At 63.2% G+C, this 15,889-nt stretch carries 16 protein-coding genes; 6 read left to right on the top strand and 10 right to left on the bottom strand.

Features of this window, described 5'->3' with window-relative positions:
* Positions 1 to 360 precede the first annotated feature (360 nt).
* Positions 361 to 885: a hypothetical protein gene (locus AC0L2C_RS30200; RefSeq protein ID WP_287225488.1), complete on the top strand. Its 525-nt coding sequence runs from the start codon at positions 361 to 363 to the stop codon at positions 883 to 885.
* 109 nt (positions 886 to 994) lie between these two features.
* Positions 995 to 1,234, top strand: coding sequence for a hypothetical protein (locus tag AC0L2C_RS30195; RefSeq protein ID WP_210163891.1), 240 nt, complete (start codon positions 995 to 997; stop codon positions 1,232 to 1,234).
* A 29-nt stretch (positions 1,235 to 1,263) separates the two neighbouring features.
* On the opposite strand, the gene AC0L2C_RS30190 is transcribed toward AC0L2C_RS30195, so the two are convergent.
* The 5 genes from AC0L2C_RS30190 to AC0L2C_RS30170 form a co-directional block, all read right to left on the bottom strand.
* The gene (locus AC0L2C_RS30190; protein WP_473525128.1) at positions 1,264 to 1,515 is read right to left on the bottom strand and encodes a hypothetical protein; all 252 of its coding nucleotides are present in this window, start codon (positions 1,513 to 1,515) and stop codon (positions 1,264 to 1,266) included.
* On the bottom strand, positions 1,509 to 1,835 hold the full coding sequence (locus tag AC0L2C_RS30185) for a nitronate monooxygenase (protein ID WP_473525127.1): 327 nt from the start codon (positions 1,833 to 1,835) through the stop codon (positions 1,509 to 1,511). Before AC0L2C_RS30185 ends, AC0L2C_RS30190 begins: the two co-directional genes overlap by 7 nt.
* Positions 1,832 to 2,176: a beta/alpha barrel domain-containing protein gene (locus AC0L2C_RS30180; protein ID WP_473525148.1), complete on the bottom strand. Its 345-nt coding sequence runs from the start codon at positions 2,174 to 2,176 to the stop codon at positions 1,832 to 1,834. The genes AC0L2C_RS30185 and AC0L2C_RS30180 overlap by 4 nt, the downstream gene beginning before the upstream one ends.
* A 296-nt stretch (positions 2,177 to 2,472) precedes the next feature.
* Entirely contained in the window at positions 2,473 to 2,946 is a 474-nt protein-coding gene (locus tag AC0L2C_RS30175) for a VOC family protein (protein ID WP_473525126.1), read from the bottom strand.
* Between the two features lie 344 nt (positions 2,947 to 3,290).
* Complete coding sequence (locus tag AC0L2C_RS30170) at positions 3,291 to 3,512, bottom strand: cysteine rich repeat-containing protein (protein ID WP_473525125.1); 222 nt, start codon at positions 3,510 to 3,512, stop codon at positions 3,291 to 3,293.
* A gap of 79 nt (positions 3,513 to 3,591) precedes the next feature.
* On the opposite strand from AC0L2C_RS30170, the gene AC0L2C_RS30165 reads away from it, so the two are divergent.
* Both AC0L2C_RS30165 and AC0L2C_RS30160 read left to right on the top strand, forming a co-directional pair.
* A complete protein-coding gene (locus AC0L2C_RS30165; RefSeq protein ID WP_128166187.1) occupies positions 3,592 to 4,758 on the top strand; it encodes an efflux RND transporter periplasmic adaptor subunit in 1,167 nt (388 codons plus the stop codon).
* Positions 4,755 to 7,904: an efflux RND transporter permease subunit gene (locus AC0L2C_RS30160; protein ID WP_023800359.1), complete on the top strand. Its 3,150-nt coding sequence runs from the start codon at positions 4,755 to 4,757 to the stop codon at positions 7,902 to 7,904. The genes AC0L2C_RS30165 and AC0L2C_RS30160 overlap by 4 nt, the downstream gene beginning before the upstream one ends.
* A gap of 158 nt (positions 7,905 to 8,062) precedes the next feature.
* Here AC0L2C_RS30160 and AC0L2C_RS30155 read toward each other — a convergent pair whose 3' ends face one another.
* From AC0L2C_RS30155 to hisS, 4 genes are all read right to left on the bottom strand, one after another.
* Positions 8,063 to 9,835: an AMP-binding protein gene (locus AC0L2C_RS30155; protein ID WP_287225480.1), complete on the bottom strand. Its 1,773-nt coding sequence runs from the start codon at positions 9,833 to 9,835 to the stop codon at positions 8,063 to 8,065.
* 198 nt (positions 9,836 to 10,033) lie between these two features.
* Positions 10,034 to 10,735, bottom strand: coding sequence for an ATP phosphoribosyltransferase (gene hisG / locus AC0L2C_RS30150; protein WP_023800357.1), 702 nt, complete (start codon positions 10,733 to 10,735; stop codon positions 10,034 to 10,036).
* The gene (locus AC0L2C_RS30145) at positions 10,732 to 11,853 is read right to left on the bottom strand and encodes an ATP phosphoribosyltransferase regulatory subunit (RefSeq protein WP_287225477.1); all 1,122 of its coding nucleotides are present in this window, start codon (positions 11,851 to 11,853) and stop codon (positions 10,732 to 10,734) included. The genes hisG and AC0L2C_RS30145 overlap by 4 nt, the downstream gene beginning before the upstream one ends.
* A gap of 178 nt (positions 11,854 to 12,031) precedes the next feature.
* The gene (gene hisS / locus AC0L2C_RS30140) at positions 12,032 to 13,564 is read right to left on the bottom strand and encodes a histidine--tRNA ligase (RefSeq protein ID WP_287225475.1); all 1,533 of its coding nucleotides are present in this window, start codon (positions 13,562 to 13,564) and stop codon (positions 12,032 to 12,034) included.
* Between the two features lie 203 nt (positions 13,565 to 13,767).
* On the opposite strand from hisS, the gene AC0L2C_RS30135 reads away from it, so the two are divergent.
* On the top strand, positions 13,768 to 14,019 hold the full coding sequence (locus tag AC0L2C_RS30135) for a hypothetical protein (protein ID WP_128175212.1): 252 nt from the start codon (positions 13,768 to 13,770) through the stop codon (positions 14,017 to 14,019).
* A 54-nt stretch (positions 14,020 to 14,073) separates the two neighbouring features.
* Here AC0L2C_RS30135 and AC0L2C_RS30130 read toward each other — a convergent pair whose 3' ends face one another.
* On the bottom strand, positions 14,074 to 14,709 hold the full coding sequence (locus AC0L2C_RS30130; protein ID WP_128175214.1) for a DNA-3-methyladenine glycosylase I: 636 nt from the start codon (positions 14,707 to 14,709) through the stop codon (positions 14,074 to 14,076).
* Positions 14,710 to 14,922: 213 nt separating this feature from the next.
* On the opposite strand from AC0L2C_RS30130, the gene AC0L2C_RS30125 reads away from it, so the two are divergent.
* Complete coding sequence (locus AC0L2C_RS30125) at positions 14,923 to 15,669, top strand: L,D-transpeptidase (protein WP_128166175.1); 747 nt, start codon at positions 14,923 to 14,925, stop codon at positions 15,667 to 15,669.
* Positions 15,670 to 15,889 lie beyond the last annotated feature (220 nt).

The following is a 15,889-nucleotide window of genomic DNA, read 5'->3' as shown; positions in this document are numbered from 1 at the left end:
TTTGAGCCGCTTCCTGGCCGTCTTGGCGTTTGTTGTCTTTCTGGCGTTTTTTGGCGTCGTAATCCGGTTCGTCCCGCATCCCGATCTAGGCGTTGCGGTCGGCATTGGCGTCCTCCTTGCGGGCTACGATCTATGGAGCCAGTTGAGGTCTCGCGCGAGGTAACAGCCGGGCTTTGGGCGGTCGCGGGAAAGCTGCAAGGCTGCAGCTTCGATGCGGGCAATGAGCCGAACCGTCCGCTCGGCCTGAGAAACATCAATTCAATCAAATCCTCGTGAATTGTACCGGACGCCCGGAACCGCAGACGCGTTCCCGGCATTGATTTTGCGGAGGAATCTGCGTCCAGAACAGGGAGCAGTGTTATGGCTTACCGTGATTATATCCATACGCCGGTGACGCCACGTGACATCCGATGGGGACTCCAGCAGGGGGCCGTCGCGGGTATTGTCGCAGGCATCGTCTTTGCGGCGTTCGAAATGGCGGCGAGTGCGTTCATGATGGGGGCGGAAGCGTTCTTCATGCCCCTGCGCATGATCGGCGCCATCGCGCTTGGACCGGAAGCCCTCGATCCCGGCTACCCGCTCTTGACGGCCAGCATCGCCGGCGTGGTCGTGCATTTGATCCTGGCCATCGCCTATGGGATCATGTTCGGGGAGATTGCCGCAATGCTGCGAGGGCGAGCAGCCTTCATCGGTCTCGGCAGCATCTTTGGACTCGCCTTGTGGCTCGTCAATTTCTATGTGATCGCGCCGATCGCATTCCCCTGGTTCCTGCAAGCAAGCCCGGTCGTGCAGTTCATTGCCCACACATTCTTCTTCGGTACCGTCCTCGGCTGGTACCTGTGGAAGTCGCACGAGAGAAGCGGGCTCGAAGGACCGGCGGTTTAGCCTTGCCAGCACCGACCTGGCACAGTCGGATTGAAGCGGAAAGACAGCGGTGATCACCGGCGCTTCTTGGCATCGGGCGTGCGCTTCGCACGAGTGTGCGGAGGTCGCTTTGATCGCCCGCGACCCGACGCTGCTGCAGATGGTGGCGCATGGGCTCGGGCGTCACGCTCATCCCGGAAATAGCGGCAGGACCAGCCAGCGCCATTGCGCGATCTGGAGATCGTGCCCACTCCAGGAACCGATGCCGCAGCGCCATCTGCCTCGTCTGGCGGCGCAAGAAGATGCGGCACGACGAATGCGTCGAAGTGGCAAGATCATCCGCGCAATGGCTGAGGTGGTGTGCAATTAATCAGGTAGAGTAGAAGAGAAACTGAGCAGTCAATCGACGATACGTCGCGGGCCGTCCGTGAGCAGACGCTCGGCTTGTCCGATCATGTCGTCGATAACGCGTCCAGCCGACTCCACGCTTCGGATCACTCCGGCCACTTCCCCCATCAAAACGCCGGTGTTCTCGGCATCGCCAGCGTAAAAGGCGTCCCAATAGTCGCTGCTCTGGATGGCCAGCGTCGGCGCTTCAGTCAGCTGACCTTCGCGGCCATGCCAGGCGGCGACAAATCGAGTCCTCAGCACGCGCGCGACGAATTCGTCTGTCGGCCAACGATAGTTGCGGGCGATGTCGACAGTTGTGGTCTTGATCGTCGCATCGCCATCAGCGGCGATGATAGCCTCCTGGAATCCGCGCGGCGCACGGGCTCTGCAGTCGCCATGAACCGCGTGCCGACCAGGACGCCGTCGGCGCCGAGCATCAATGCCGCGGCAAGCGCTCGACCGTCGCCAACGCCACCCGCCGCCACGAGAAGCGTCTGAGGCGCCTGTTTCGCGAGAAGATCGGCAATCTCGGGAACGAGTGTGAAGGTCGAGCGGGGACCGCTGTGGGCCGCCGGCTTCATTGCCCTGCGCCACAATTGCATCTGCGCCGACGTCGAGCGCCTCGCGGGCGTGCAACATCGACTGGACTTGGCAGATGAAAGGCACTCGCTTCTCTGATATGCGCGGCGAAGGGTGCTGGCGAGCCGAATGAAAGCATCAGCGCCGCGGGTTGCCGCTCCAGCACGCGGTCGAGCAGATACGGCCTGGTTGCCAGCGACCATGTAATAAACCCACATCCGACACGGGCGTTGACTGCGGCGGCAAACTCCTTGTCCAGCCAGGCTTCGTCGCCGTAGCCGCCGCCGATCAAACCGAGCCCGCCGGCATGCGACACCGCTGCTGCAAGCCGTCCGCCTGCCATCACGCCCATAGGAGCGAGGAGGATGGGATGCCTGATCGCAAAACGTTCGGTCAGTCGGGTTTTGAGTGGCACGGTTCGCGCTCGCCAAATCATCGAAGGGATACCGAAGATGCAGCATACGCGACGCACTGTAGCAGGATAGTGGTCCCGCTTGAGACTCGAACCGGGAAATCAGACCGTTTTTAGTGGTAAGTGACTGATGGTCGCCGCAACGCAAAGCTGGCGGCTGGACGGCCGCACTGGGTGGCGAGCTGACACACTCTGGCAGCAATTTGGCAGCAAGACGCGATTGAGCATCAACCGCGTCGCGCCGCCTCGATCGCGGCGACGTCGATTTTCTTCATAGTCATCATGGCATCAAACGCGCGCTTTGCCTCGTCGCCGCCAGCCGCCATCGCGTCAGTCAGCACGCGCGGCGTGATTTGCCAGGAAATCCCCCATTTGTCTTTGCACCAGCCGCACACGCTCTCCTGGCCGCCATTGCCGACGATGGCATTCCAATAACGGTCGGTCTCCTCCTGATCGTCGGTGGCGATCTGGAACGAGAATGCTTCGTTGTGCTTGAACTCGGGACCCCCGTTGAGGCCGATACAAGGAAGGCCTGCGACTGTGAATTCGACCGTCAACACGTCGCCTTCTTTGCCGGCCGGGTAGTCACTGGGTGCACGGTGCACAGCACCCACCACGCTGTCAGGAAATATCTCGGAGTAGAAGCGGGCGGCAGCCTCGGCGTCCTTATCGTACCAGAGGCAAATCGTATTCTTTGCCATTTGCGGGTTCCTTTCGCTTGAGGCCAAGATTTCGGCCTTGTTTCCCCATCCGCTCTCTTCCGAGATAGGTAGCCAACCGCTTTTCTCCACCCCGGAAGCGTCCGTCTCGCCCGCGCGAACGCAAAGAGCAGCTTACCCTAATGTCGCTGTCGCTTTGGCACGGGTTCCGGACGATAAGCGAAGGCCCGCCCCTGAAATGCGTCGCGAATGTCTGGAAAATCCACAAAGCAGACCAACTTTCCGACCAGACGACAGGGCCACGATCCGGCACCCGCAGACCTCGCCCACCGGCGCTCCAGTCCGACACGTCATGTTCACCTGCGGCTCGGAAAGGCACAGTGGTGCTATCCAGGCGTGTTCGCCTTGACGACCTTTTGGCATTCGGGCGTCAGCTCACTCATGTGATCGGCCAGGCATTTGATGATGTGGCCGCCGCCCGGCAACACGCCCTCGCAGATCTTCTGGTAATCTGCCTGGCAGGCCTCACGCTCGGCCGCCGTCTGCGTCAGCGCCACGGTGGTTGCCATCTGAGTTGCCAAGAAAAGCACGCTCAACGCAATCCGCATGACAAACTCCCCTCAAACATGTAGATTAGCTCACTTTTATATAATGCGATATACACCGGGAAGTATATAGAGGGGGGAAATGCTTTTACTATCGGGTAGAATTGCGCAGGCGGCAGGCTTGTTCGCCGCGACACTAGTATTGTCCGCTTGTAGCGAGGAAAACACATACGTACCGCCCCCTCCGCCCAAGGTCGACGTGGCGCTTCCATTGAAGCAGAGCGTGACCCCATATCTCGAGGCTACCGGCAGTGCCGCGGCGGTGAACACGACGCCCCTGGTTGCGCGCGTCTCGGGCTTCATCCAGGAAATCGATTACAAGGACGGCGACGAGGTCAAGGCCGGCGCCCGGCTGTTCCTGATCGAGCCCGATTCCTACCAGCTGGCGCTCGAGCAATCCGAGGCCGGGCAGGGTTCATCCGATGCCGCCGCCAAGCAGTCCGGTGCTGACCTAAAGCGGCAGCAGGAGCTGCTGTCCCAGAAAATCATCTCGCAATCGACCGCCGACCAGGCCGCCGCGGCAGCAGACGTCGACATCGCCAAGCAGAAGCAGAGCGCGGTCGACGTCAAGCAGGCTCAACTCAATCTGAGCTACACCGAGGTCAAGGCGCCGTTCGCGGGCACCGTCACCTCCCGCCAGGTATCGATGGGGCAGCTTGTCGGCGCCGGCAGCGCCACCACCCTGGCGACCATCGTTCAGACCGCACCCATCTACGTCAATTTCAATATCTCGGAGCAGGATGTGCTGCGCATTCGCACCGCCATGGCGAAGCGTGGAATGACCGCGCAGGATCTCAAGAAAATACCGGTCGAGGTCGGCTTGCAGAGCGAGACGGGTTATCCCCACGCGGGAACGCTGGACTACGCCGCGCCAGAGGTTACCGCTGCCACCGGCACGCTAGCGGTCCGCGCAGTGCTCCCCAATGAAGGCCGGGAACTGCTGCCTGGCTATTTCGTGCGTGTGCGCGTGCCGTTGGGCGTAGAGCCGGACATGCTGCTCGTTCCCGACCGGGCGATCGGTAGCGACCAGAAGGGTCGCTACGTGCTCGTCGCCGGAAAGGACGACGTGGTCGAACAGCGTCCGGTTGAGATCGGCCAACTGGTCGGCGCGTTGCGTGTGATCACCAAGGGTATCGGGGCGGACGACCGCGTCCTGGTCTCCGGCCTGTTGACGGCAGTCCCTGGCCAGAAGATCGAACCGCAAGAAAAGAAACTGGAAGCAGTCGCCACGGACGGCGCAGCGCAATGATCTCCAAATTCTTCATCGAGCGGCCGGTCCTGGCGAACGTAATCGCCATCCTCATGGTCGTCATAGGCGTCATCTCGCTCTTTGCCCTGCCGGTGGCGCAGTATCCCGACGTGGTGCCGCCTACCGTTTCGGTGACGACGCGCTATCCGGGAGCGAGCGCGCGTGCGGTGATCGACACGGTGGCGTTGCCGATCGAGCAGCAGGTTAACGGCGTCGAGGGCATGATCTACATGCAGTCCTATGCTGCATCGGATGGCACCTACAATCTCACCGTCACGTTCGCGATCGGCACCGATCTCGACCAGGCGCAAGTGCGTGTGCAGAACCGTGTGTCCTCAGCCCTGGCGACGCTGCCGCAAGCGGTGCAGGTGCAAGGCGTCACCGTTCAGCAGAAGTCGACCTCGATCCTCGAGATCGTCACGCTGACTTCACCGAACGGGGAATATGACAGCCTTTATCTCGCCAACTACGCGACCATCCGGCTCAAGGATGAGCTCTCCCGAATACCGGGGGTCGGCAATGTCAATGTGTTCGGCGCCGGCCAGTATTCCATGCGTGTCTGGCTTGATCCCGAGAAGATGCAGGCGCGCGGCCTTACCACGCAGGACGTCGTCCAGGCGCTGGGGCAGCAGAGCGAGCAGGTCACCGCAGGCCAGGTCGGCGCGCCGCCGGCGCCCGACGGCCAGTCCTTCCAGTACACGATCGAAGTGTCCAGCCGCCTTGACGATCCCGGCCAGTTCGGCACCGTGATCGTCAAGACCGGCGCCAATGGCGACATGACGCGCGTGCGCGACGTCGGCCGAGTCGAGCTCGGCGCCCAGACCTATGGGCAGTTCTTCAATCTCGACGGCCAGCCGGCTGCGGGCATGGCCGTTTTCCTGTCGCCGGGCGCCAATGCGCTCGATGTGGCCGGCAAGGTCGAGGCCAGGATGAAGGACCTGTCACGCGAGTTTCCGCAAGGCCTGGCATACTCGATCCCCTTCAACACCACGATTTTCGTCAGCCAGGCGATCCACGAGGTCTACAAGACGCTGATCGAAGCCGCCGTCCTGGTGCTCATCGTCATCCTGCTTTTCCTGCAGGACTGGCGGGCGATGCTGGTGCCGGCAACGACCGTTCCGGTGACGATCATCGGGGCGTTCGCGGCGATGGCCGCGCTCGGCTTTTCGGTCAACCTGTCGACCCTGTTCGCCATCGTGCTTGCCATCGGCATCGTCGTCGACGACGCCATCGTCGTGGTCGAGGGCGCCACTCACAATATGGAGCGCGGCATGTCGGGCCACGACGCGGCCATTGCCGCCATGAACGCCCTCTTCGGGCCGATCATCGGCATCACCTTGGTGCTGATGGCGGTGTTCCTCCCGGCTGCGTTCCTGCCCGGCCTCACGGGGCAAATGTATGCGCAATTCGCACTGGTGATTGCGGCAACTGCCATAATCAGCGCCATCAACGCGGCAACGCTCAAACCGACGCAGTGTGCGACATGGCTAAGGCGGCCGGTGCCGCCGGACCAGCGCAATGTCTTCTTTCGCGGCTTCAACGCGGTCTACCAGCGCCTGGAGAACCGTTATGCCGGCCTGATCGGTGCCATGGTGCGTCACAGCACGGTGATGGGCATCATCGCGCTGCTGATCATCGGGGCGGCAGGCTATGGCATATCGCGCGTGGCCACCGGCTTCATCCCGATCGAGGACCAGGGCTACCTGCTTGCTTCGGTTCAACTGCCCGACGGCGCCGCACTTGGCCGTACACAGGAGACGCTGCAACAGGTTTCGAAGCTCGCCAAGGCCACGCCGGGCGTCGATCAGGTCGTGACCATCGCGGGCATCTCGGCACTCGACAATAACTCGACGCTGGCAAACGCCGGCGTTGCCTACATCATCCTCAAGGACTGGAGCTTGCGCGGCAAGGGCGAGGATCTTGCCTCGCTCTACGCAACGCTCAACAAGAATCTGTCCGACATGGGTGACGGAACTGTACTGGTGCTGCCTCCACCGCCGATCCAGGGCATCGGCAACGCCGCCGGCTTCACCATGCAGGTCGAGCTGCGTGACGGCAGTTTCGACCTCGCCAAGCTGCAAGGAGCAGTCGAGGCAATAACCAGGACCGCTCAGACGCAGTCAGGTATCCAGCGCGTATCGGCGCCGTTCCGGGCCAACGTCCCGCAATACACGGTCGAAATCGACCGCGAGAAGGTGCAAACCCTGGGGCTGACCACGGACCAGGTCTTCCAGACGCTCGCCGGTTATCTGGGCTCGACTTATGTCAGTCAGTTCAACAAGTTCGGGCGGGTGTTCCAGATCTATGTGCAGGGCGATGCGCAATTTCGCCTGACGCCCGAGAATATCGCCCGCCTGAGCGTGCGCAACCAGAGCGGCGACATGATCCCGCTCGGGACATTGCTGACAGTCACGCCAAGCGTCGGCCCATCACTGATCAGCCTCTATAACCTCTATCCCTCGGCATCGATCATCGGTGTGCAGGCACATGGCTTCTCGTCGGGCGACGCGATCAAACTGATGGAAGGGGTTGCGGCCGACACATTGCCGCCCGGCACCGGCTTCGACTGGACGGCGCTGTCCTTCCAGGAAAAGCTTGTCGGCAGCCAGATCTATTTGGTGTTCGGCATGGCGCTGCTCTTGGTCTATCTGGTGCTGGCAGGCCAATATGAGAGCTGGCTGGCCCCGATCTCGATCTTGCTCGCCGCGCCGCTGTCGCTGGTGGGTCCGGTCCTGGTTCTCAACGGCCTCGGCATCGACAACAATCTCTACGTGCAGATTGGCCTGATCCTGCTGATCGCGCTATCCGCCAAGAACGCCATCCTGATCGTCGAGGTCGCGCGCGAATTGCGCGCCGCCGGCAGACCGATAGTCGAAGCGGCGATCGAGGCGGCACGAGCGCGCTTCCGGCCCATCCTGATGACGTCCTTCGCGTTTATCCTTGGTGTCGCGCCGCTGGTGTTGGCGACAGGCGCCGGGGCCAGCGCGCGCAAGTCGATCGGCATCACGGTCTTTTCCGGCATGATCGCCTCGACCTGTCTCGCCGTTCTCTTCGTACCGTCCTTCTTCGTCATCCTGCAACGGTTCGAGGAATGGCGCGCCGCGCGAAAGACGAGGCGTGAGTACACACCTACACTTCCCGGGTAGCAGTACGATCTTATCGCGGTCTGTCACTGGTGCTGGCTCGGGTCCGTCGTCGCAGATCTCAGCGGGGAGGCCGCGTTCGACCGGGTCATTGTGCCCGACATTGAGACAACGCCTCTGTTCTTCAAACGCGTAAGTACGAACGGGAGCCCGTTGCCCGCTCAGGCGGTCTTCGGCGTCACCAGCCCCAGTTCGTCAACCATCGCCTCGCGCATCAAAAACTTCTGCGGCTTGCCGGTCACCGTCATTGGCAATTCGGTGCGAAAGCGGATGTGGCGCGGGATCTTGTAATGGGCGATCTGGCCGGCGCAGAAGGCCTTGATCTCCTGCTCGGTGGCGATCTGGCTCGGCTTGAGCACAATCCAGGCGCAAAGCTCCTCGCCATATTTCGGGTCGGGAATGCCGAACACCTGCACTTCCTTGACCTTGGGATGGCGATAGAGGAACTCCTCGACCTCGCGCGGATAAACGTTCTCGCCGCCGCGGATGACCATATCCTTGACCCGGCCGACGATGTTGCAATAACCCTCGGCGTCGATGGTGGCGAGGTCGCCGGTGTGCATCCACCCGTCGGGATCAATCGCCTCGCGGGTTTTTTCCTCGTCGTCCCAATAGCCCTTCATCACCGAATAGCCGCGCGTGCAGAGTTCGCCCGGCGCGCCGACCGCAACGGTCGCGCCATCGGCATCGATCGCCTTGACCTCAACATGCGGGTGGACGCGGCCGACGGTCGAGACGCGCTTTTCCAGCGGGTCGGCGACGCTGCTCTGGAACGACACCGGGCTGGTCTCGGTCATGCCATAGGCGATTGTCACCTCCGCCATGTGCATCAGTGACACTACCTTCTTCATCACCTCGATCGGGCACGGCGAGCCGGCCATGATGCCGGTGCGCAGGCTGGTGAGATCGAAGCTGTCGAAATCCGGATGGTCGAGCATGCCGACGAACATGGTCGGCACGCCATAGAGGCCGGTGCAGCGCTCGCCCGCCACCGCCTTCAGCGTGGCGCCGGCATCGAACCCCTCGCCCGGGAAAACCATCGTCGCGCCCTTGGTGACGCAGCCGATCGTGCCCATCGACATGCCGAAGCAGTGATAGAGCGGCACCGGGATGCACAGCCGGTCGTCGACGGTCAGCCGGATCGCCGAGGTGACGAAATTGCCATTGTTGACGATGTTGTTGTGAGTCAGCGTCGCACCCTTTGGCGCGCCTGTCGTGCCTGAGGTGAACTGGATGTTGATGGCATCGCCGGGCTTCAGCCCCTCGGAGATCCGGTCGAGGCTGTCATGCTCGTCGCGCCCGCCCATCGCCAGCACGTCGGTGAAATTGAGCATGCCGGGCGAATGCTCCTCGCCCATGCGGATGACGATTTTTAGCGCCGGCAATTTTTTCGCATCGAGCTCGCCCGGCGTCGCCGTCGCGATCTCCGGCGCCAGCGTCTCGATCATGCTGAGATAGTCGGAGCTCTTGAATTTGACGGCCGTGACCAGCGCTCGGCAAGCGACCTTGTTCAGCGCATAGTCGAGTTCGGCCAGCCGATAAGCCGGGTTGATGTTGACCAGGATCAGGCCGATGCGGGCGGTGGCGAATTGCGTCACCAGCCACTCCCAGCGGTTCGGCGACCAGATGCCGACGCGATCGCCTTTTGCCAGGCCGAGAGCCAGGAAGCCTGCGGCCAGCGCGTCCACCGTGTCTGAAAGTTCGCTCCAGGTGAAGCGCTTGTCCTGGTCGACGAAGACGGCGGCATCGAGCGTGCCGTATTTGCTGACGGTGTCCGAAAGCACCGCCGGGATCGTTTGCTGCAGCAGCGGCACGGTGCGCTCGCCCGACACATGCGCCCTGCCGTCGACCGGCGCGACAAACGTGGCCCCATTGCCCGGGCGACGGCCGCGCAGGCTGGTGGCATTCTTCAACTCGTCGAGATTGATCGGCATCGCCGTCTCCTCCGCAGGCGACCCGAGTCTATCAGCCTGCCGGGGTGGTGGAAATCCCGTTGAGGGTACTGGAGCGCAATCCCTCCCCCTTGAGGGCAGAGTGCCTCGCGAAGCGAGGCGGGTGGGGTCGTCTCGCGTCGAGCACTGCCGCAACGACCCCACCCGTCCATCCGCCTTCGGCGGCTGTCCACCCTCCCCTCAAGGGGGAGGGAAGGCACCCATCTTCGCCGCGATGCCGCGCATGACAGCCTCGTCGGCCGCCGCACGCGGCTTCCGCGATGCAACCAGGCAGGCCTGCGAGCGCAGGATGACGCCGTCCGCCAAAATCTTCAGGTGATTGGCGCGCAGCGTCGAGCCTGACGTGGTGATGTCGACGACGACATCGGCCAAACCCGCCGCCGGCGCGCCTTCGGTGGCGCCGAGGCTCTCGACGATGCGATAGACCTGGATGCCGTGCTTTTGGGAAAAGAACTGCTGCGTCAGCCGCCAGTATTTTGTGGCTATCCTGAGCCGCCTGCCGTGGCGCTGGCGGAAATCGGCGGCGACATCGTCGAGGTCGGCCATCGTATCGACGTCGAGCCAGATGTCGGGCACCGCCACCACGACATCGGCATTGCCGAAACCGAGGCGGGCGACGATCTCAGCGCGCGCCGCCCAGTCGGCGAGGCTTTCGCGCAACAGATCCTCGCCGGTGATGCCGAGGTCGACCGAGCCCTGGCCGATTTCGCCTGCGATTTCCGAGGCCGACAGGAACGCCACCTCGACCGCTTCCACGCCTTCGATGCGGGCGCGGTATTTGCGCTCGTCGCCGGGCAGGCTGACGGCAAGCCCGGCCTTGGCCAGCACCTCCAGCGCCTGCTGCTTGAGCCGGCCCTTCGATGGAATCGCCAGGGTGATCATTGCGCCTTCTCCCGCAACGCTTCGATGCGGTCGAGCCAGACGGAAAAGCCGACGCCGGGGATCGGCGTTTTCGCGCCGAGCAACGTCAGCAGCCGGTCATAGCGGCCGCCGCCGGCCAGCGGCCGGTCACCGTTTTCCGCCGCGATCTCGAAGACCAGTCCGGTGTAGTAATCGAGTGGGCGGCCAAAGGCGGCGTCGTAGCGGATTTTTGCCGAGAGCAGGCCGAGCGCTTCAATCGCCTTGGCGCGCGCGGAGAAATTGTCCAGCGCCGCGCCCAGCGAAAGGCCGGCGCCGGCTGCGAAAGTTTCGAGCGCCTGTGCAGCACCGTCGAGCGTCACATCGATCGCCAGAAAATCCTTCAGCGCCGAAAACGCCTCGTTCGACAGCCTGACGCTGCGCAGCTCGGCCTTCTCGACCAAGCGCCGCGCAATCTCGGTCGGCGACCGTCCGGCCGACGCCGACAGCCCCGCCTGCTCCATGCCGCCGGCGATGTGCGAAGAAAGCGCTTCCAGATTGCCGTCGAGGACAAGGGCGGCGACCGCACCGGTGAGCTGGCCGTTGCGCGGCGGGTTGGCGAGGTCGGCAAGCGCTGCCTCCAGCATCGCCGCCGAACCGAAGGCGCGGGCCAGCCGCATGCGCCAGCCGCGCGGCAGGCCGAGTGCGGCGAGCACCGCCTCGAAAACAGTCTGGTCGCCGAGCGTGATCGTTGGTTCCTGGCCCGGCAGCACCAGCGAAAGCAGCGCATGCGCATCGGCCAGCGATCGGGCATCGGCCTGTGCGATGTCGCCGTCGCCGAGATCCTCGATGCCGGCCTGGAAGAACTCATTTGCGCCCTCGCGGCGCTGGCGAAACACCTCACCGAGATAGGAATAGCGGCGCGGCGTGCCGGCCTGGCTGGCAATGTGGTCGAGGCAGACCGGGATGGTGAACTCCGGCCGCAGGCAAAGCGTCTGTCCGGTCTCGCTTTCGGTGAGGAAAATACGCCGGCGCAAATCCTCGCCGGCCATATCGAGGAACGGGTCGGCCGGCTGCAGCACCGCGACTTCCACCGCATGCGTGTTGCGCGCGGCGAAGAGTTTTGTGATGTCTGATGCGATGGCGGGGTAGCGGGAGGTCATTGATCGGTTGGGTGCGAGGCACCCCCCTCTGGCCTGCCGGCCATCTCCCCCTCAAGGGGGGAGATTAGTCTCGTCGCAGCCTTCGCCCTATTTTCAAGGTTGAAAGGTAAGTGCCGGCGGTACGGCTGCCAATCTCCCCCCTTGAGGGGGAGATGGCCGGCAGGCCAGAGGGGGGTGTTCACGCGCCACCCTTCGCACGGTCGGCCGCCTGTGCCGCCAGTATCTTCCTTACCTCGGCGACCAGCTCGCATTCCGTCACGGTCACCTGAGCCGGCCGCGCCGCGCGCCATTCGGCGTTGTCCACAATCTCCGCCGACATCCGGGCGCCCTCGATCAGGTCCTTGATCTGCACCTCGCCTTTCGCCCGCTCGTCGCCGCCCTGGATGATGGCGACCGGGCTGCCGCGGCGGTCGGCATATTTGAGCTGCGCCTTCATGCCGGCACCGCCGAGATACATTTCGGAACGGATGCCGGCGGCGCGCAGCTCGGCCACCATTTTCTGGTAGCGGCCGAGACTGTCCGTGTTCTTGTCCATGGTGAGCACGACGACCGGCGCGATCACGTCCGATGTATCGAGCTTGCCGAGGTTCTTCAGCGCCGTCATCAGCCTGGAGACGCCGATGGAAAAGCCGGTCGCCGGCACCGGCTCGCCGCGAAAGCGCGAGACGAGGCCATCATAGCGCCCGCCACCGCCGACCGAGCCGAAGCGGACGATTTTTCCCTCTTCGTTGGGAATTTCGGCCAGCAGTTCGGCTTCGTAGACCGGGCCGGTGTAATATTCGAGGCCGCGGACGACGGAGGGGTCTATGCGAATGCGGTCCGGACCATAGCCGGCAGCCAGGACAAGCGCTTCAATCTCTTTGAGTTCAGCAAATCCCGCTTCGGCCGTGGGGTTGGCCTCAAGTACTCTGTTCCATTTTCCTACATCGTTTTTGAGCCCAGCCTCGACGTGTTGGTTGTGAAGAACGACGGCGACAATGAACGCTGCTTGAACTTCGTCTAGCCCAGCCCCCTTTGTAAAATCCCCCTCGCCCTCTTTACCGCCGTCCCAGCGACCTTTGCCCAGCAAAAGCTTGACGCCTTCCGGTCCAAACTTGTCCAGCTTGTCGATCGCGCGCAGCACCTGCAACCGGCGCCCAGCATTCTCGTCGCCGCCAAGGCCGATCGCCTCCAGCACGCCGTCGAGCACCTTGCGATTGTTGACCCTAATGATGTAGTCGCCGCGCTTGATGCCGAGCGCTTCCATCACGTCGGCCATCATCATCGCCATTTCGGCGTCGGCCGCGACACCTGGCGTGCCGACCGTGTCGGCGTCGAACTGCATGAACTGGCGGAAGCGGCCAGGGCCGGGCTTTTCGTTGCGGAACACCCAGCCGGAGCGGTAGCTGCGATAGGGTTTCGGCAGGCGCTCAAAGTTTTCAGCGACAAAACGGGCCATCGGCGCGGTCAAATCGTAGCGCAGCGACAGCCACTGGTCGTCGTCGTCCTGGAAGGAGAACACACCCTCGTTCGGCCGATCCTGATCGGGCAGGAATTTGCCCAGCGCATCGGTGTATTCGATCAGCGGCTGGTCGACCGGCTCGAAGCCGTACAGCTCATAGACCGAGCGGATCGTCGCCATCATCTTCTCGACGGCACGGATATCCACGGCGCCGCGATCGACAAGCCCGCGCGGCAGCCGCGCTTTCATCTTTTCCGATTTGTCGGCCATGGCATGGGTCTTTTCGCTAGGTAAAGCTGACTTGTTTCGAGTGGGCGTGTCCTAACCGATGGGGCTTGGCGCGGCAAGGGTTTGCTCCCTGCCTTCTCCCCGTGCGGGAGAAGGCAAGAAGCTGAAACAATTCCGCCATAAGCGCGGCATCGTGCCGACACAATCGCAGCCGATAAAGCTCGCCGAAACAAGGGGTTCGGGCCATGACCTTGGCGCAGAAATTCGACATCATCGACAGCCGCACCCGCGAGCTGCCCGCCCAGCTGAGGCCGGCCGATCATCATGCACCGGGACCTGCAGCCCAAATGGCGGGACCGTTCGAGGTTGCCGCAGACAAGCGTACGGGGCCGACCATGCGCGATGCGCTGCTGACCAGCCTGCTCGTGATCTATCCGGCGTTTGCCACGATAGCGGCTATCGTTGCCGGGCTCTTTCTGGCGGGCGCCGGCGCTTGAGTTGTTGAGCGCCCGTTGCCTTCTCCCCTTGTGGGAGAAGGAAAAAGAAGGGAGCTACTTCGGCCTTTTGAACGCCTTGCGCTCCACCTCGACCTGCTCGCGGCAGACACAGCCTTCGAGATGGTCGTTGACCAGCCCCATGGCCTGCATGAAGGCGTAGACGGTGGTCGGGCCGACAAAGCTCCAGCCGCGCTTCTTCAGCTCCTTCGAAATCCGCACCGAGACTACCGTGGTCGGGTTGGCGCGCAGATGGGCGAGATCGACGATTTCGGGCCGTTCGTCCGGGCCGGGTTCGAATTTCCAGAACCAGGCCGCCAGCGAGCCGGCCTCGTCGGCCAATTCACGCGCGCGCCTGGCGTTGTTGATGGTCGAGACGATCTTGCCGCGGTGACGAATGATGCCGGCATTTCCGAGCAGGCGCTCGACATCCTGTTCGGTGAAGGCGGCGATCCTGTCGATATCGAAGCCGGCGAACGCCTCGCGAAAATTCTCGCGCTTGCGCAATATGGTCAGCCAGGACAGGCCCGACTGAAAGCCTTCGAGGCAGATCTTTTCGAACAGCCTGCGGTCGTCGTCGACCGGCCGGCCCCATTCGTGATCGTGGTAGTGCAAATAGTCCGGCAGATTGCCGTGCCAGAAGCAGCGCGCGATACCATCGGGTCCAGCGAGCAGGCCTGTCTTCTCATCCATGGCGGAATTCCATTGCTTAATGCGCCTCAGCGCTGCCTTTACCGCGGCTTTACCAGATTCCTGAACCGGCCGGTAACCACACCGAAAGCTTTACTGACAATGCAGCATTTTACGCATTCCGATTCACGTTTCGGTTGCTGCTCCGCGCCCAATGTTCGCGACATCGGGGACGCTTGTGCGCCCCGGCATGTTCGACGATCAGGGTGCGTTCCGATGAAGACATTTTTGTTCCCGCTGCTCGGCGCCGCAGCTGTGCTGGCCACTGCCGCTACATCCTCCAGCGCCAACGACCGCTATGCCGACAGGCCACCGGTGATGGTGAGCCCCGACCTTTCGGCGCCCTGGGTGCTGCAGCTTGGCCGCGCGCCAGGCATCGTCCGCCAGAACCGGCAAGAGGTGCAAAAGCCGCAGCGCCGTTCTCAGCGGCAGGCGCAACCGGCTCAGCTGCACACGGCGGCGGTGCAGGCGCCGTCAAAGAAGCGCATTATCGCGCGCCCGCAGATCAACCCGATCTATCTGCCGCAGGAAGTCGCCTATGACGGCCCGGAGAAGCCGGGCACGATCGTCATCGATACGCGGGAGAATTTTCTCTATCTGGTCGAGAACAACGGCAAGGCGCGGCGCTATGGCGTCGGCACCGGCAAGCCGGGCTTCGAATGGGCCGGCAAGCACAAGATCTCGCAGAAGAAGGTCTGGCCCGAATGGCGACCGCCGGCGCAGATGATCTCGCGCGAGGCCGCCAATGGCCGTTATCTGCCGACCTATGTCGCCGGCGGCGTCGAGAACCCGCTCGGCGCGCGCGCGCTTTATCTCGGTTCGACTCTCTACCGCATCCACGGCACCAACCAGCCATGGACGATCGGCGGCGCCGTGTCGTCGGGCTGCATTCGCATGCGCAACGAGGACGTCGTCGATCTTTATGAGCGGGTCGATGTTGGCACGACGGTTGTGGTGATGTAATCTGCGGTTGATTTTGTTGCCGAGTCTGTCAAGAAGTCTCGGGATCATCAGAATACGGGGGACGGGCCGTGTGGGGATACGGTCGGTCACGAAAGGGGGGCGCGGGGGCACCCCCCGGCCCGTGTTTTTTGTGGGGGGCCGAAGTTATTTTTTTTTTTTATGTGGGGGGGGGTGGGGGGGGCCCCCCCGGGGGGGGGGGGGGGCGGGGGGGGGGGGGGGG

This window comes from Mesorhizobium sp. WSM4845 (assembly GCF_055811455.1).
Note: the sequence above shows the minus strand (reverse complement) of the source record. Positions and strands in the feature narration are given on the sequence as shown.

Excerpts from the sequence above, each read along its gene's own strand:
- AC0L2C_RS30200 (WP_287225488.1), top strand. The coding sequence starts at position 361 with ATGGCTTACCGTGATTATATCCATACGCCGGTGACGCCACGTGACATC.
- AC0L2C_RS30170 (WP_473525125.1), bottom strand. The coding sequence starts at position 3,512 with ATGCGGATTGCGTTGAGCGTGCTTTTCTTGGCAACTCAGATGGCAACC.
- AC0L2C_RS30135 (WP_128175212.1), top strand. The coding sequence starts at position 13,768 with ATGACCTTGGCGCAGAAATTCGACATCATCGACAGCCGCACCCGCGAG.
- AC0L2C_RS30185 (WP_473525127.1), bottom strand. The coding sequence starts at position 1,835 with ATGAAGCCGGCGGCCCACAGCGGTCCCCGCTCGACCTTCACACTCGTT.
- AC0L2C_RS30180 (WP_473525148.1), bottom strand. The coding sequence starts at position 2,176 with ATGGCAGGCGGACGGCTTGCAGCAGCGGTGTCGCATGCCGGCGGGCTC.
- AC0L2C_RS30160 (WP_023800359.1), top strand. The coding sequence starts at position 4,755 with ATGATCTCCAAATTCTTCATCGAGCGGCCGGTCCTGGCGAACGTAATC.
- AC0L2C_RS30125 (WP_128166175.1), top strand. The coding sequence starts at position 14,923 with ATGAAGACATTTTTGTTCCCGCTGCTCGGCGCCGCAGCTGTGCTGGCC.
- AC0L2C_RS30175 (WP_473525126.1), bottom strand. The coding sequence starts at position 2,946 with ATGGCAAAGAATACGATTTGCCTCTGGTACGATAAGGACGCCGAGGCT.
- AC0L2C_RS30145 (WP_287225477.1), bottom strand. The coding sequence starts at position 11,853 with ATGACCTCCCGCTACCCCGCCATCGCATCAGACATCACAAAACTCTTC.
- hisS (WP_287225475.1), bottom strand. The coding sequence starts at position 13,564 with ATGGCCGACAAATCGGAAAAGATGAAAGCGCGGCTGCCGCGCGGGCTT.
- AC0L2C_RS30130 (WP_128175214.1), bottom strand. The coding sequence starts at position 14,709 with ATGGATGAGAAGACAGGCCTGCTCGCTGGACCCGATGGTATCGCGCGC.
- AC0L2C_RS30155 (WP_287225480.1), bottom strand. The coding sequence starts at position 9,835 with ATGCCGATCAATCTCGACGAGTTGAAGAATGCCACCAGCCTGCGCGGC.
- AC0L2C_RS30165 (WP_128166187.1), top strand. The coding sequence starts at position 3,592 with ATGCTTTTACTATCGGGTAGAATTGCGCAGGCGGCAGGCTTGTTCGCC.
- hisG (WP_023800357.1), bottom strand. The coding sequence starts at position 10,735 with ATGATCACCCTGGCGATTCCATCGAAGGGCCGGCTCAAGCAGCAGGCG.